The organism is Candidatus Latescibacterota bacterium (assembly GCA_020633725.1).
Classification (GTDB): domain Bacteria; phylum Krumholzibacteriota; class Krumholzibacteriia; order JACNKJ01; family JACNKJ01; genus VGXI01.
Genome location: JACKDC010000002.1, coordinates 654,740 through 669,997, shown reverse-complemented (window position 1 = coordinate 669,997; position 15,258 = coordinate 654,740). Strand labels below are relative to the sequence as shown.

14 protein-coding genes are annotated in these 15,258 nt (G+C 71.9%); 2 read left to right on the top strand and 12 right to left on the bottom strand.

What is annotated here, in order from left to right; translation table 11 throughout:
• Window positions 1–139 precede the first annotated feature (139 nt).
• A complete protein-coding gene (locus H6693_07370; protein MCB9515999.1) occupies window positions 140–1,375 on the top strand; it encodes a hypothetical protein in 1,236 nt (411 codons plus the stop codon).
• Here the strand turns inward: H6693_07370 and H6693_07365 are convergent.
• From H6693_07365 to H6693_07320, 10 genes are all read right to left on the bottom strand, one after another.
• Window positions 1,372–2,481 (bottom strand): hypothetical protein, encoded by a 1,110-nt coding sequence (locus H6693_07365; protein ID MCB9515998.1) that lies wholly within the window; start codon window positions 2,479–2,481, stop codon window positions 1,372–1,374. The two genes, H6693_07370 and H6693_07365, sit on opposite strands and share 4 nt — an antisense overlap.
• Complete coding sequence (locus H6693_07360; protein MCB9515997.1) at window positions 2,478–2,741, bottom strand: EutN/CcmL family microcompartment protein; 264 nt, start codon at window positions 2,739–2,741, stop codon at window positions 2,478–2,480. The genes H6693_07365 and H6693_07360 overlap by 4 nt, the downstream gene beginning before the upstream one ends.
• Window positions 2,738–3,052, bottom strand: a complete 315-nt coding sequence (locus tag H6693_07355; protein ID MCB9515996.1) for an ethanolamine utilization protein EutN — start codon at window positions 3,050–3,052, stop codon at window positions 2,738–2,740. The genes H6693_07360 and H6693_07355 overlap by 4 nt, the downstream gene beginning before the upstream one ends.
• The gene (locus tag H6693_07350) at window positions 3,052–3,681 is read right to left on the bottom strand and encodes a BMC domain-containing protein (GenBank protein ID MCB9515995.1); all 630 of its coding nucleotides are present in this window, start codon (window positions 3,679–3,681) and stop codon (window positions 3,052–3,054) included. Before H6693_07350 ends, H6693_07355 begins: the two co-directional genes overlap by 1 nt.
• Window positions 3,682–3,683: 2 nt before the next feature.
• Window positions 3,684–5,117 (bottom strand): aldehyde dehydrogenase EutE, encoded by a 1,434-nt coding sequence (locus H6693_07345; protein MCB9515994.1) that lies wholly within the window; start codon window positions 5,115–5,117, stop codon window positions 3,684–3,686.
• Window positions 5,110–5,409: a EutN/CcmL family microcompartment protein gene (locus tag H6693_07340; protein MCB9515993.1), complete on the bottom strand. Its 300-nt coding sequence runs from the start codon at window positions 5,407–5,409 to the stop codon at window positions 5,110–5,112. The genes H6693_07345 and H6693_07340 overlap by 8 nt, the downstream gene beginning before the upstream one ends.
• A 9-nt stretch (window positions 5,410–5,418) precedes the next feature.
• Complete coding sequence (locus H6693_07335) at window positions 5,419–5,718, bottom strand: BMC domain-containing protein (GenBank protein MCB9515992.1); 300 nt, start codon at window positions 5,716–5,718, stop codon at window positions 5,419–5,421.
• A gap of 40 nt (window positions 5,719–5,758) precedes the next feature.
• The gene (locus H6693_07330) at window positions 5,759–6,385 is read right to left on the bottom strand and encodes a hypothetical protein (GenBank protein MCB9515991.1); all 627 of its coding nucleotides are present in this window, start codon (window positions 6,383–6,385) and stop codon (window positions 5,759–5,761) included.
• Between the two features lie 10 nt (window positions 6,386–6,395).
• The gene (deoC, locus tag H6693_07325; GenBank protein MCB9515990.1) at window positions 6,396–7,751 is read right to left on the bottom strand and encodes a deoxyribose-phosphate aldolase; all 1,356 of its coding nucleotides are present in this window, start codon (window positions 7,749–7,751) and stop codon (window positions 6,396–6,398) included.
• Window positions 7,752–7,819: 68 nt separating this feature from the next.
• On the bottom strand, window positions 7,820–8,164 hold the full coding sequence (locus H6693_07320; protein MCB9515989.1) for a transcriptional regulator: 345 nt from the start codon (window positions 8,162–8,164) through the stop codon (window positions 7,820–7,822).
• A 386-nt stretch (window positions 8,165–8,550) separates the two neighbouring features.
• Here H6693_07320 and H6693_07315 point away from each other — a divergent pair, with 386 nt between their 5' ends.
• A complete protein-coding gene (locus H6693_07315) occupies window positions 8,551–11,322 on the top strand; it encodes a hypothetical protein (GenBank protein MCB9515988.1) in 2,772 nt (923 codons plus the stop codon).
• Here the strand turns inward: H6693_07315 and H6693_07310 are convergent.
• Window positions 11,319–12,524, bottom strand: a complete 1,206-nt coding sequence (locus H6693_07310) for a DEAD/DEAH box helicase (GenBank protein ID MCB9515987.1) — start codon at window positions 12,522–12,524, stop codon at window positions 11,319–11,321. The genes H6693_07315 and H6693_07310 overlap by 4 nt on opposite strands.
• Window positions 12,525–12,828: 304 nt before the next feature.
• Window positions 12,829–15,126, bottom strand: coding sequence for a S8 family serine peptidase (locus tag H6693_07305; protein ID MCB9515986.1), 2,298 nt, complete (start codon window positions 15,124–15,126; stop codon window positions 12,829–12,831).
• Window positions 15,127–15,258 lie beyond the last annotated feature (132 nt).

Sequence of the window (15,258 nt, the reverse complement as noted above, 5' to 3'; positions counted from 1 at the left end):
AAGCGAAGGCGAGTATAGCCTCACGGGGACTGGGGCGCAAGACTTTCATGAAAACTGTCTTGAAATTTTCAGGCCATCGAAGTACCATTCCCCCATTGCCAGTGACGCCCCCAGACCCTAGAGTCGCGCGGACCCGACCATGACCCGATCCACCGCCACGCAGACCGCCCCCTTCGCCCAGCAGGCTTCCGAGCTGCTGAATCGGCTGCGCATCGCCTACGCGGCGCTGCTGCGCGAGGCCTGCGGGACGGGCGGACGCGCGGTGGACCTGCAGCGCGCCCTCAACCTCGACATGAAGATCAGCTGGAAGGTGGCCAGGGTGGCCGGCGCGCCGACCCCGCTGGCTGCCGGGCCCTACGTACCCGGCCCGGCCAACGCGCGCAGCATCGTGAAGGCCGGCCGGCGCAAGGGCCTCGACGCCACGCTGCTCGACACGCTCGAAGCGGACATGGCGGCCTTCGAGCGCTTCGTCAAGCGCTGCGCCGGCGACCGCAACACCTTCGACAGCATGATCTACTCGCTGAGCCCGAGCCAGGAGGCCGAGCTCTTCTCGCTGAACCAGCGCAAGGCGGCCTTCCGCGCCAACCGCCACCTCTACGGAAGCGTGGCGCAGGTGCAGAGCACCATGATCTTCATCCAACCGACCGCGGACCGTCCGGAGCTCGTGGACTTCGCCCTGGTGCAGGGGCACCACGGACTGCAGCGGCTGCGGGAAGACGCGCCCCTGCCGCGCGCCGCAGCCGGCGTGCGCGACGACGCCTTCCAGCTCGCCGGAACGGGCTCGCCGATCCCCGGGGACGAGAACGTGGGACCCGCCCTGCTGCAGGAGTTCTGCACGCAGCCCCTGCCGCCCTTCGAAGCCACGCGGGAGGTGAACGGCCGCGTCTCCGGCCGCCTGGTGACGCCCGACATCGGGATGCAGGCGGCCGTGGACTGGTTCAGCGGCGTGGTGCTGCGCGCCGCGGCGCCGCGCTGGAAGGCGGAGAACAACACGCAGGGCATCATGCGCGCGGAGGCCTGGACGCCCTGCGAGAGCTTCTACCTGACGCTGCTCATCCACCGCGAGACCTACGGACCGCTCACGCCGGGGCTCGTGCTGCTGCGAGACCCCACCGCGAGTCTGCCCGACGCCAACGAGGATCGTCGCCTGGACCACGTGCTCACCGCGCGCGAGCAGGTGCAGTCGCTGGGCCGGGGGCCGGGCGTGCTGCACAGCCCCGACTTGCCGCGGCAGGGCGAACTGGCGGCCTACATGCTGAATCGCCTGGGTTGGGAGTCGGCGGACTTCGACGTCTACCAGATCCGCTTCGAGTATCCGGTGACGCCGTCGACGGTCTTCATGGTCTACGATCTGCCGGAAGCGCCGAGCACCTAGGGACTGCCGGCGGCCTCGATCGCCGCCCCCGGCCGGCGCGTCCAGACGGCGTCCACCGCGAAGTGCTCGCCCTGGGCGCCCGGGAGCTGCAGCCAGCGCAGGAAGCGCTCGCCCTCCATGTCGATCAGGGCCACGCGACAGGCGCCGAAGTCGGGCACCGCGAAGACCTTGGCGTCGGGGCTGAGGCTGCCCGCGAGCGGATTCGTCCCCGCCTGGATCTCCTTCTTGAGCGTGATCGAGGGCGCGCCGGCGGCGTCCTGCGCCACGTCGAAGAGCCGCAGCTGACAGACCTCGGGCCCCACCTTGAGCTCGCTCACGAGGATGCGATCGCCGCCCGGCAGCGGCGTCACCTGCGAGGGGTGCTGCCCCGCCTCGAAGCGGGCCAGTTCCTCCAGCCCCGGCAACGCGAGCACGTGCACCTCGCCCTGGCGCCGCCCCGTGTGGCCGGGCATGCCCAGACAGCTCACGTAGAGCCAGCGCCCCAGCGGATCCGCGCTGATGTTCACGGGGCTCCAGCCCACCACCAGCGAGTCCACCGTGTGGCCCGCCTTCAGGTCGATGACGCTGATCGTCGAATCGCCCGTGTTGCCCACGAAGAGCCGATCGCCCGCGGGGTCGAAGCAGGCCGCCCGCGGGTTGAGCCCCACCCGGAACGCGCGCACGGGCTGTCGCGACTTGCGGCTGATCAGCGACGCGTTGGGCGCCTCGCCGTCGTGCTGGATGACCGCGCCGTGCGCCATCGCGCCCCAGCGACCGGCGGCATCGAAGGCCAGCGCCCCCGCCGACGCGCCCAGGCTGGCCCGTCCCAGGACCGAATCCCCGGACGCGCTGAGCATGAGGATGTCCTTCGACCCCTCGCTGCCGGCCCAGATCTCGTCGGCGCCCGGCGTGGCCATGGCGCGCGTGGTCAGGGAGCCCAGCTCGCGCTCGTGCTTCAGCGTGAGCTGCGGGTAGTTGTAGGTCAGCAGCCGCGAGTTGCCGTAGGGCAGACTGAACTGCGCCACGTGCAGCAGCCAGGGGCTATCCGGTTCGACGTGGCCGCAGCCGGCGAGCCAGACGGCGACGGCGAAGACGGTCAGCAGCGTGGCGACCTGGCGGCGCTTCATCGAGCGGCCTCCTCGGGGTAGTCGTCGACGATGCCGACGATGATCGAACGCACGGGCGCGGCAGGATCGCCGAGCACCTGGCGGGCGCCGTTGCCCTCGTCCAGGACCAGTACCGTTTCGCCGGCGCCCGCGCCGACGCTGTCCATGGCGATGAGATAGCCGCTCCCATCGAGCCGGTCAACCCGCAGCAGGCGCTGGCCCTTCACCGAGGGGTGATGGATCGTCGACGTGATCCGCCCCGCCACGCGCCCGAGGATCATGCCTTCCTCCCGCGCGAGCGCCGGGGCGACGGCGCGTCCGCGTCGTCCGGCGCATAGCTGTCCACGATGCCCACGACCGCGTGATCCACCGGCACGAAGCTGGGCTCCAGGGTCAGCGCCGCCTCGCGGCTGGCCACGAAGTAGATGAGCTCGCCCCGGCCCGCCATGCGCGTGCCGTCGGCGCAGACCAGCGGGCGGCCCGCGGGCGCGAGCGCCGCGTCCAGCGGCTGCACCCAGAGCAGGGGCACGCCGGCGAGGCCCTCGGTGACGGTGCAGGGCACCAGCGTGCCGATCACGCGCGCGAGATGCATCAGCCCTGTCCTTTCGCCGTGGCCGGCGGCCACTCCGCGCCGTCGGGCGCGAGCGACGCACAGTCGGCAAAGCGGCTGCCCGCGGCGAGCAGGGCGCGCAGGGTGTCGTCGAGGCGCGGCAGCAGCGCGCGCTGCGTGAGTCGCGGGCCGAGCCGCGCGGCGCCGGCGTCGAGGGCGACCTCGAGGTCGGCCTGCTCGCCGTCGAAGATCGCGTAGGCGTGGCCGCCGAGGCCGTCGGCGAGGCGCAGTTCCACTATTCCCACAGGTGTCGTCTTGAGCACCACATCCGCCGCGGCGAGGAGGGACGCGCTCGTCGCGCCCTCGAGCAGGCCGATCGCCGCCGACTGCGCCGCCGCGCGCTCGCCGGCCAGGGCGGGAGCGAGGGCGGGGTGGGCGTCGGGGAGCAGGATGGCGTCCAGGGGAGCGCCGCGCTCGGCGTAGGCCTCCTCCACCGCGGCCACGCTGCCGCCCAGCAGGACGAGAAAGCGTCCGGGCTGCACCGTCCCCGCGCGGATCAGGGACACCGGCGCGCGCTTGAGCATGCGATCGGCGGCCGCGACGCCGGCGGGCACGCCGTCGTACTCGAGCAGCGCGAGGGCGGGGGGCGCGATCTCGTCGAGGGCGCGCACGGCTAGACGATCCTGAAGTGGTCCACGAGCACGCAGCGGCGCTCGCGGCTGAAGCTGTGCGGACCGGTGAGCCCTTCACCGGTCGGGCTCGCGATGCTGAAGCTGCAGTAACCTTCGCCGCCCTCGCCGAGCCCCGCGGCGCAGGGCCCGTTCTTGACGAAGATCGACGTGTTGATCTCCCGCGCCATCCGGCTCAGCCGGCCGAGATGCTGCGAGTGCATGGCGGCCGAGTGGCCGAAGCCGTGCTCGGCGCGCAGGGCCAGGTCGATCGCGCGGTCGGCGTCGGGCACGCGGACCACCGGCAGCACGGGCATCATCTGCTCGGTCCAGACCAGGGGGTGCGAGGCGGGGACGTCAGCCACCAGCAGACGCGTCGACGGATCGCCGGCGAGGCCCGCGCCCGCGAGGATGGCGGCGGCGTCCTGCCCGATCCAGCGCTTGGCCATGACGCCGGGCTTGTCGGGGCCGCGCGTCTCGGCGAAGATCAGCCCCTCCACCTGGTGCAGCTCGGCGGCGCTGAGCACGCGGGCGCCGTGGCGTCGCATGGCGGCGAGAAGGCCGTCGGCGGCCTGGGCCACCACGAAGACCTCCTTCTCGTCCACGCAGATGATGTTGTTGTCCAGCGACGCGCCGAAGACGATGTCCCTGCCGGCGCGCTCGAGGTCGGCGGTCTCGTCCACCACCACCGGCGGGTTGCCCGGGCCCGCGCAGATGGCGCGCTTGCCGCTGCGCATGGCTTCGGCCACCACGCCCGCGCCGCCGGTGACCACCAGCAGGCGCACGCCGGGGTGACGCATCAGCGCCTGCGCGCTCTCGATGGTGGGGTCGGCGACGGAAGTGACCAGGTCTGCCGGACCGCCCGCACCCACGACCGCACGGTTGATCAGCCGCACCGTCTCGGCCGAGCAGCCCTGCGCGTTCGGGTGGACGTTGAAGACCACCGCATTGCCCGCCGCCAGCATGCCGATGCTGTTGCAGATCACCGTGCTCGTGGGATTCGTGGTGGGCGTGATGGCGCCGATCACGCCGAAGGGCGCGCGCTCGTAGAGCGTGAGGCCGCGATCGCCGCTGGCCGCGGCGGGCGCGAGCGCCTCGGGACCGGGCGTCTTCAGCGTGACGAGACGGTTCTTGCGGGTCTTGTCCTCGGCGCGGCCGAGGCCCGTCTCCTCGTGGGCGAGGCGCCCGAGGCGCTCGGCCTCGGGCAGCAGCCGCTCGCGAATGGACGCCACCACGCGCGCCCGCAGGCTCGGCGGCGCGGCGCGGTAGACCGCAAAGGCCCGCGCCGCGGCCGCGACGGCCGAGTCCACGTCGGGGTGGATGCCGTCCGCCGCCACGGCCGGCGCCGCGGCGGTCATGGCCGAAGGGGGCCCGCCCTGCAGGCGTCGGGCGAGCTCCCGCGCCAGGGCCTTCAGCTCCGCCTCGCTGAAGCTAGTCATCGCGGCCCTTGCGGTAGCGCTCCTCGCCCTCGATCTCCCAGCTGTCCACGATGGCCATCACCACGGCGTCGCAGGGACGGTTCTCGGTGACGCGGGTCTGCCGCGCCGAGCTGCCGCTGGCGTAGAGCACCTTCTCGCCCACGCCGGCGCCCACGGCGTCGGCGGCCACCACCGTGCCGCCGGTGGCCGTCCCGTCGGGACCGAGCTGCCCCAGGAGCAGGAACTTCAGCCCGTCCAGGCTCGGCTCCTTGCGCGTGGCCACCACCGTGCCCAGCACCACGGCCAGGTTCACGGCCGCCCCCTACTTGGACTTGGCCGGCTCGGCCTGACGGCCGAGGGGGATCACCAGGTCCACGTTGGCGTGCGGACGCGCGATGATGTGGACGGCCACCATCTCGCCCACGCGCGCCGCGGCGGTCTGTCCCGCGTCGCAGGCGGCCTTCACCGCCGCCACGTCGCCGCGGATCACCGCGGTCACGTAGCCGCCGCCGGTCTTCTCGTAGCTGACCAGCTCCACGCGCGCCGCCTTGACCATCGCGTCGGCCGCCTCCACCATCGCGGGGAAGCAGCGCGTCTCGATCATGCCCAGTGCGTCTGCCATTCCTTCGTCCTTCCTCCGTCGTGGGACTCGCGTCCCGGGATCACTTCGCCTCGCGGACTCGGCCGCTCAGGGCCTCCACCGCCTTCACCGCGGCCGGCCAGGCCGCGTCGATGTGACGCTGCTCGCCGCCCAGATACACGCGCCCGAAGCTGCCGAAGGCGCGCACCTCGAGAATGTTGATCTCCGCGGCCTTCTCCGCCTCGTTCGCCGCCAGCGCGGCGTAGGCCGCCGGCTCGCACTCGAGGATGTAGAGGCTCTGCCCGGCCAGGATCATGTTGCCGTGGCGCATGCGGTTGATGAGCTGCGTCTGGTAGTCGTCCACCGCGCGGATCACGGTGCTCGACAGCACGCGCGGCTTGAGCCGCTGCTCCTCCTCCACCTCCAGCGCGTCGAGGATGGCCTGCCCGGCCTGCCGCACGTCCGCCTGGCTCTTCGAGTGAATCTCGAGCATGCCGTAGAGCCGCTCGACGATCTGCATGCCCGGCGTCACCTGCGTGGACTTGAGCGCCACGTCGGTCACGCGGTTGATCTCGATGCCCGGGCTGATCTCCACGAAGAGACAGGCCTCGCCGGCCGTGGGCAGGAAGCCCTGCGCCACCGTCGCCAGGAAGCTGGCGAACTGCGGCTGCAGCCGGTCCAGGAAGACGTATGCGCGCAGATCGACCATGTCCGTCCTTTCAGCTCGCCGCCGGCGCGGCCTGCCCCCGCGCTTCCCGCACGATGGCCACGCTGGCGCTGGCGCCGATGCGCGTGGCGCCGGCCGCGAGCATGCGCCGGGCGGCGTCGAAATCGCGGATGCCGCCGGAGGCCTTCACCTCGAGGCCGGCGTCCGCCACCTCGGCGGCCATGAGCGCCACGTCGGCCTCGGTGGCGCCGCCGCCGGCGAAGCCCGTGGACGTCTTCACGAAGTCCGCCCGCGCGCGGCGGGCGAGGCGGCAGGCGCGGCGCTTCTCGTCGTCGGTGAGCAGGCAGGTCTCGATGATCACCTTGCAACGCGCGCCGCCGTCGCGGCAGGCCTCCACCACCGCGCGGATGTCGCGGAGCACGGTGTCGTCGTCGCCGGCCTTGAGCGCGCCGACGTTGATGACCATGTCGATCTCCCTCGCGCCCTCGCGGATCGCGCGGCGCGCCTCGAGCGCCTTGGTCTCGGGATGCGTGGCGCCGAGCGGAAAGCCCACCACCGCGCAGGTCAGGACACCGCTGCCCGCCAGTTCCGCGTGCGCCAGCGGCACCCAGACCGGGTTGATGCACGCGGCGGCGAAGCCGAACTCGCGCGCCTCGGCGCAGAGGGCGCGGATCTGGTCGGGCGTGGCGTCGGGCTTGAGCAGCGTGTGGTCGATCGAGCCGGCGAGGTCGGGCTCGGCCGACCCGCCGCTGCGGCTGCCCACGCGGCTCGCCCCCAGCGCCAGGAGGCGGCGGGCGTCCGGGGGCGCCGTCGACGGCGCCTCGCCCGCGGCGAGCAGCGGCGCCAGTTCGGCCAGGAGCCGCTGGAGCTGATCCTCGTCCAGGGGCAGCCCACCGGCAGGAGAAGGTGCCGGCCCCGCTGAGCCTGTCGCTGACCCAGCGGTGCCGGCGGGGATTGCCGCACGGCTCCCCATGCCCGGAGCGTCCTCGATCATGGCCACGCGGCGGCGGTGCCGCTCGGCGCTGCACTCGGCGCCCAGCCAGAGTTCCACGATCTGCCAGGCGAGGTCCGGGCCGATCAGCCCGGCGCCCAGCGTGAGGACGTTCGCGTCGTTGTGTTCACGGCTGTTGCGGGCGCTGGAGAGGTCGTAGGCGAGAGCGGCGCGCACGCCGGGCACCTTGTTGGCCACCATGGCCGAGCCGATGCCGGCGCCGTCGACCATGATCCCCCGCTCGCAGCGGCCCGAGGCCACGGCCTCGGCCACCTTGCGGGCGAAGACGGGGTAGTCCACGGCTTCATTCGATGAAGTGCCCATGTCGAAAACCTGGTGGCTCGCGGCGCGGAGCTTCAGCGAGAGCTGCTCCTTGAGCGCGTAGCCGCCGTGGTCGGCACCCAGGGCAATGCGCATGGCGTGGCCTCGGGACAGGGGCACAGGGCCCGGTTTCTCTCACCCACCCCCGGGACGCGCCCGGGGCGCTAGGACCACATCTGGGAATCGTCGCTGGGGCGGCCCCTCTTCACGGGGCCGATCTCCCCCATCTCGCGATCCAGGATGGCCTGCAACTTCCGAACGTGAAGCTTGAGCGCGCTCACACCGTGCTCCGTGATGCGAAAGCGCGTCCAGGAACGGCCGCCACGGCTGCCCTTGAGGATCTCCAGGTAGCCGGCCTCGGCCAGCTTGCGGGTCTGCACGTGCAGGTTGCCATCGGCAAGCCCCGTTCTTTCCTTGAGATCCGTGAACGCCACCGGCTCCCCGGCGATCAGGACGGCGATGATGGCCAGGCGGGCCACGGAGCTGAGCATCTCGTCGAAGTCGGGCACGGCCTGGGCTCCTTAAGCTTCACATTCGAAAGCTTGGACCGGATATCGGATGCTGTCAAGGGATACTTGAGCGCTATTGGGTCTGAAACTTCATGATGTGAAGTTGCCAGATTGTACAGGCCACGCTTGCCGGGGCTACGGCATCCCCCATATTGCCGCCCGTGCACTTCCCTTGTGCCGCGGAGACTGTGTCTTCTCGCCTCTGCAGCAGAGACCGCCGGGGAGACCCCCGACAGGATGGATGTCCACGCCGTTTCCATCCCAGATCTGGGCGGGAAGGACGGGGGCACATTTTCCGCGGCACAAGGGTTGGCCTTCACAAATGGGGAACCCTGCACCATGCTCGGGGTGTCCCTGTCCCAATCGTCGCAAGGAGGCCATTCGACGTGAAGAAGGTGCTGCTGGTCGTCCTCGGGCTGCTGCTGGTCCTCGTGCTGGCGTCCCCGCTCCTGCTCAAAGCCCTGTTCCCCGAGCCCAAGCTCCGTGCGCTTCTGCTGCCGCGCGCCGAGGCGGCGCTCGGCCGCACGGTGGACTGCGCGCACCTGGGGATCGCCTTCGGCCTCCGCGGCGTGTCCGTGGAACTCGAGCAGCTCGAGCTGGGCGCCGACTCCACGGGCTATGGGCTGCGGGAGCTGGACCTGCCGCTGCTCAAGGCCCGCCTGGCCTGGGGGCCGCTGCTGCACCGCGAGGTGGCCGTCAGCACGCTGACCTTCGTCGACCCCTCCGCCGAGCTGCTTCTGCCCCCCGCCGGCACACCGCGGGCCGAGGCCGAGGGTCAGGAGGCGGCGAGCACCGCCGCCGTGGCCCTGGCGGCCCCGGATGTCCGTCTCGAGAACGCGCGCATCCACCTGCTGCAGGAAGGCGGCGCCGACCTGCGCTGCGCGATCGGCGGCGGGCGCTTCGCGTCGACCGTGAAGTCCGGCGAGACGCTGCAGCTCTCTCTGAAGGGCACTCTCGAGGACGTCGGCCTGGAGGCCACGCTGCCCGAGGGCCGCACGCTGAGCGGGAACGCCACCCTGGCGCTGGACCTGCAGCTCGTCGGCGAGGCGCTGAACCTTGGCGAGCTCGATCTGAAGCTCGCGTCCCTGCGGCTGGCCGGGGGCGCGGACGCTCCGCAGATCGACATGGGCGGCCTCGAGCTGACCGGCAGCCTGTCCGGGGCGCTGCCCGCGCTCCAGGCCTCGCCGCCCGATCTCTCCGCCCTCGTGATGCATGCGACCGCCGAGATCGCCGACCTCACGCTGCGCACGCCGGGCGACGCGCCGATGACGTTCACCGTCCCCGCGCTGCAGCTCCCCCTCGCGCTCGAACCGGGCGCGGGCGTCGTCACCAGCAGCGCCACCCTGAGCGGCGCGCGACTGAGCGGACGCACCGCCACGGGCCGCGACTTCAGCACCGGCCTCGCCGCGTCACTCGACGCGCGTTTCGACGGCAGGGCCCAGCGCCTGGACGCACCGCGCCTCGAGGCGCGACTCACCGACCTCGCCCTGACCGGCGGCACCGCCAAGGGCGACGCCCCGGCGCCGCCGGATCTCCACCTCGCGAGCGGCGCGTTCACGGGCACGGCCGGCGCGCCCCTCGCAGCGCTGATGGCCAAACCCCTGCAACTCGACGCCCCCGGCCTCGAGGTCAAGGGTCGCGTCGAGGCCACGACGCTGCGCCTCACCCGTCCCGCGCCCGAGCTACTCGACCTCGAGCTGCCGACGCTGCAAGGCCCGGTGGCGCTGGGCGCATCCACCGGCGGCACGATCGCCCTCGACGGCCTCCAGCTCGCCCCCGGCACGCTGAAGAGCGCCAGCGCAAAGGGCGCGCGCCTGGAGGGGACGACCCCGGCCGGCACGCTCGACCTCGCACTCGTCCCCTCGCCCGAGGCGCTCACGATCCCTCGCCTGAGCGCGGAGCTGCAGGCCATGGCCTTCACCAGCACGCCCCCGACCGGCAAGCCGGTGACGATGAAGCTCGAGGGCGCGCGCCTGTCCGGCAGCGCCATCCTGCCCGCCGACAGCAGCCGCGCCCCCAGCGCGCAGCTCCAGCTGAGCGCGCGGCCCGCCACCGTGGAGGGAGCGACCCTCGCGAAGCCCCTGAAGATCGAGGCCCTCGAACTGGACGGCGGCCTCGAGCACCTGACGCTGAAGTCCATGCGCGCCAGCGCGGGATCCTCCGACCTGCGCGCGAACGGCAGCGTGGACGGACTCCTCGGCACGCCCCGCGTGGCGCTCACGCTGCGGAGCGGCGTCCTCGACCTGGCGGACTTCGTCGTGCCGGCGCAGAAGGGCGCGAAGCCAGCGGCCGGCGCCGCGCCCGCCGCGGCGCCGGTGCTGATCCCGCCGCTGCCCGGGCGGGTGGACTTCGCGGTGCAGCGCTTCGTCAGCCCGCAGGCCACGGTGGAGTCGCTCAGCGGGCAGATGACGGCGGATCCGGCCGGGCTCAAGCTCGAGGCGCTCAAGGGCAATCTGATGGGCGGCAGCTTCGACGGCGGCTTCACGATGACCCCGCGCCCCGACGGCGACTTCGACTGCAAGGGCGACTTCGACGTCACGCGCGTGCAGGCGCCGGCCTTCCTGCAGGCGTTCACGCCCGTGGACCGCGGCGTGGACGGCAACCTGAGCACCAAGACCGGCTTCACGTTCACGCTGTCCCAGGCGCTCAAGCCGCGCGGCCTGGCGCTCGACGCCGCGGTGGACCTGGCGAACGGCGCGCTCGTCGACCTGCCGTTGCTCAAGAATCTCGCGCAGCTCGCGGGGCTGCCCGCGAAGGACCGCTACGGCATCGGCGAGCTGAAGCACGCCTTCCAGGTCCGCGACGACCGCGTGCTCGCGCGCGACCTGCGGCTGCCCTTCGAGGACGGCTGGATCCAGGCCACGGGCTCCGCCGGCCTCGACGGGGGTCTCGACTTCGCGGGCAAGTGGACCCTCGGGCCGAGCACGGTGTCGCGCCTGGGCAGCGGTTCGGTGCTCGCTTTCCTGAAGAACGCGAAGGGCGAGGTGGTGCTGGACTTCAACGTGAAGGGCACGACGAAGAGCCCCACCGTCACGCTGGACACCAAGGCGCTGGAGCAGCAGCTGGCCGCCGAGGCGCGCCAGCAGCTCCAGGAGCAGGGCTCGGATCTGATCAACAAGGGGCTGGACGCCCTCAAGAACCTGAAGAAGAAGCCCTAGCGGCGGCGCAGGCCCGGGCGCGACGGCCGGCGCCGGTCCCGCTTCTCCACCTTGGGACGCCCCAGCGGATCCCAGGGCGGTGGCGAGTGCGGAAAGCCCTCCACGTGGCTGTAGTCGAGCGCGGTGTCCAGCACCTTCTCGATGCGGACCACCATCTCCAGGTCCTCGTGGGTGACGAACGTGAACGCGTCGCCCGTGTGCAGCGCCCGACCCGTGCGGCCGATGCGGTGGGTGTAGTCGTCCACCGTCGCCGGCATGTCGAAGTTGATCACGTGCGACACCTGCGAGATGTCCAGACCGCGCGCGGCGATGTCCGTGGCCACGAGGATCTGCGTCTTGCCGCCGCGGAAGCCGTCCAGCGCGCGCTGGCGCTCGCCCTGGGGCATGTCGCCCTCGATCACGGCCACGCTGAAGGCCGCCTTCTGCAGCTCCATGAAGACATGCCGCGCGGCATGCTTGGTCTGCGTGAAGACCAGCACCGATTCCGTGTCGGTCTGCCGCAGGATGGCCAGCAGCAGCTCGCTCTTGTGCATCGGCGCCACGGCGTAGAGCGCGTGGCTCACGGTCTCGGCCGGCGCGCGGGCGCCGATCTCGATCGTCACCGGATCCTGCATGATGTCGGTGCAGAGCCGGCGGATGTCGTAGGGCATGGTGGCCGAGAACATCATCGTCTGGCGGCTGCGGGGCAGCTTGCGGAGGATGCGGCGGACGTCGGGCAGGAAGCCCATGTCGAGCATGCGGTCGGCCTCGTCGAGAACGAGCACCTCGAGCTCGCGCAGGGCGGCGTGGCCGCGCTCCATGTGGTCGAGCAGACGTCCCGGGGTCGCCACCACGATCTCCACGCCCTTCTTCAGGCGCTCGATCTGCGGACGGTACTTCACGCCGCCGTAGACGGTGCCGCAGCGGATCTCCGTGTGCGCCGCCAGCGCCTCCACGTTCTCGTTCAGCTGCTCGACGAGCTCGCGCGTGGGCGCGATCAGCAGCGCGCGGGTGCGGCCGAGCTCCTGGCCCAGCAGCCGCTGTAGGATCGGGAGGATGAACGCCGCGCTCTTGCCGGTGCCGGTCTGGGCCAGGCCGATGAGATCGCGTCCCTCCAGGGCCGGCGGCATGGCCTTGGCCTGCACGGGCGTCGGTTCGATGAAGCCGAGGTCGTCGATGGCGCGCGCTAGGCGGGGATCGAGCTGGAATTGTTTGAAGTCCACGCGATCAATCCGCCCACGCTGGAACGGACTTCACGCGCGGCGCGCCGCAGGACTGACGGACGTGCATCGAGGCTCCTTTCGGCAACCGGCCGGCCTCAGGATAGTCCAGCCCCCCCGGATCGCACAAGCGGGAGTCTCGCGTGAGGAGCGCATTCAGGCTTCCGCCAGCCCGGCAGGACTCGGATGCCGACGCTCCGAAGTCGCCAACGGGCCTGCCGGAGACAGCGCGCCCCCTCTCGCGAGCGACTTCGAAGCGGAGTCGAGCGAGAGGGGGCGTGCTGGCTCGGAGCAGGGTCGGAGTTGGTCACTTCAGGAGCGTCAGCTTCCTCATGTCGACGAGGCCCTCCGCCTCCAGGCGCGCGAAGTAGACGCCGCTGGGCTGGGACTTGCCCGACCCGTCGCGGCCGTTCCACTCCACCACGTGGTCGCCGGCGCCGAAGCTGCCCTCGGCCAGGGTCGCCAGGCGACGTCCCGCGATGTCGAAGATCGCCACCGTCGCGCGCGTGGCGTGCGGCAGGGAGAAGCGCAACGTGGTCTTCGGGTTGAAGGGGTTCGGCTGGGGCTCACCCAGACGGGGCAGCGCCGCGGCGACCGTCCCGCCGTCGGGCACGGCCGTCAGCGTGACCGACACGTCGCCGCCGGCCACCACCGCGTAGCCCTGCGGGCCGTCGGGGATGTCCGTCCCGTGGATGCGCACGGTCCAGCTGCCGGTCTGCGGCGCGTCGAGGACCACGCGCTCCACCGTGTTGATGGGATCGAAGCTCCCGCCCGGCGCGCTCTGCCCGCCGCTGAAGACGTTGCCGCGGTAGCTGGTCTGGTCCGGCGCGATGAGCTCCAGGTCCAGGTTGTTGATGATCGGCTGCGCCGCGCCCACCGTCGCCGGCGGGTCGGTGAAGACCATCGTCACCTTGAGCGCCTCGGCGGCGCTGTTCACGATCAGCGGGTAGTCGGTGCTGTCGCCGGTCTGGAGGCCGTCGGCGTTGCGGACGTCGGTCACCCAGTTGTGACGCGCATCGCCCGTGAAGCTGAGCGACTCGTCCAGCTGCAGGCGGCCCCAGCCCTCCAGGTTGGAGGGATAACCGGCGACGCCGGTCATGTCGAAGGTGCCGTTGATGAGCGTCGCGCGCAGGAGCGCGCCGCTGGGCGTGAACGCGTCGGCCGCGTTGGCCGCGCCGCTGGGGTAGAAGCCATCGGTGTAGTACTGCCGCACCAGCAGGCCCGAGCCGGCGATGGCGGGGCAGGCCATGGACGTCCCGCAGAGCGAGACGGTGCTGCAGGACGAGGTGCTCGCCGAGCGGTTCGAGCAACCCGGCGCGTAGATCTCGGGCTTGCGGCGGCCGTCGGCGGTGGGACCGGTGCCGCCGGAGCCGTGGTTTTCGTAGTTCGGGTTGTTGGTCGCGGCCACGGCCAGCACGTTCTTCGCGTTCTCGGGCGTCTTCAGCGTGCTGGTGTTGGTCTCCGCGAAGGCCACCATGGCGTCCTCGTAGTCGCGGCTGTAGCGGTCGATGTCGCGGCAGTCGGAGGTGTAGGCGGTGGTGCCGTCGTTGCCCCAGGAGTTGGTGTGCACGCGCGCGCCGTAGCTGTAGTGGTTGGCCAGCTCGGTGTACAGGTTGAAGCCGCCCGCGTTGTAGCGGCTCGTGGCCATGCGCGCTTCGGGGGCCACGCCGTTGTAGTCGCTCGCGCCGGTGACGGGCGTCTGGTTGCCCACCGCCGTGCCGGCGGTGTGCGTCCCATGGGTGCTGCTGTTGCTGTCGGCCTGGTAGACGACCTTGCGGTGGGTGGGGCCGGGGGCATCGCCGTCGGGGTCGTCGAAGTAGCAGCTCGACTCCACGAAACCGCTGTCGATGTGGCCCAGCACCTGGCCCTCGCCGCGGATGCCGTGGTCCCAGATGGCGGTGTTGCCGCTCTGGGCCGTCTGCACGATCCAGACGACGTTGTTGTTGCGCTCGACGTACTCCGCCTGCTCCTCGATCCAGGCGACGCCCGGCAGGCGCGCGAGGTCGTGCAGCCGCTCGGGCGCGATGCGCAGGCGAAGCCGCGGGGCCCGCGCGTCGGGGTAGAGGCCGTCCAGCGCGGCGCCCAGCTTGCGGGCGCCGGCGGCGAGGAGGTTCGCGTCGACGCCGGGGAAGAGGTCCACCACGAGCCGCAGGCGCGTGTCGGCGCGGCGCTCGGGGTCCTGGTACACATGCGTGCCGATCTCGGGACTGAGCGCGTAGGCGGGCTGCCAGAGCCCCACGTAGTCCACGCTGCCAAGCGCGCCGGCGGCGGCGGCCTGCGCGCCCGTCATGCGCACGAGCCAGGCCCGCTCGGGCAGGTAGCCCAGCAGCTCCGCGCCGAGACTGCGCAGCTCGTCCTTGCGCGCCGTGCTCACGTCCGTGTTCCAGTGGACGATCCAGTGCGCGCTCTCGTCCGGATCGGGCGGGGCGATCCGCAGGCTCGGATCGGCCGGCGGCGCCACCGGCTGGCGGGTGTCGAGGCTGCCTGCCGCGAGCAGGATCTCGTTCGGCGCTCCGAAGGCCGGCAGCGCCAGGGCCAGCAAGAGCAGCAGGAGCGCGGAGGCCCTCGCTAGGCGACCGGAAAGAGGGTGGTGCCGGGTAAGCATGGCGGAACCTCCATGGGGCTTCATGAGAAGGGTAAGCCCAAGATTATCCACTATAGCGAACCCGTGCGCAACGGGAATGCTGACGATAGCGTCGAAACTGTGCTATGCTTGGGTCCGAATTGGGAAGCGCCC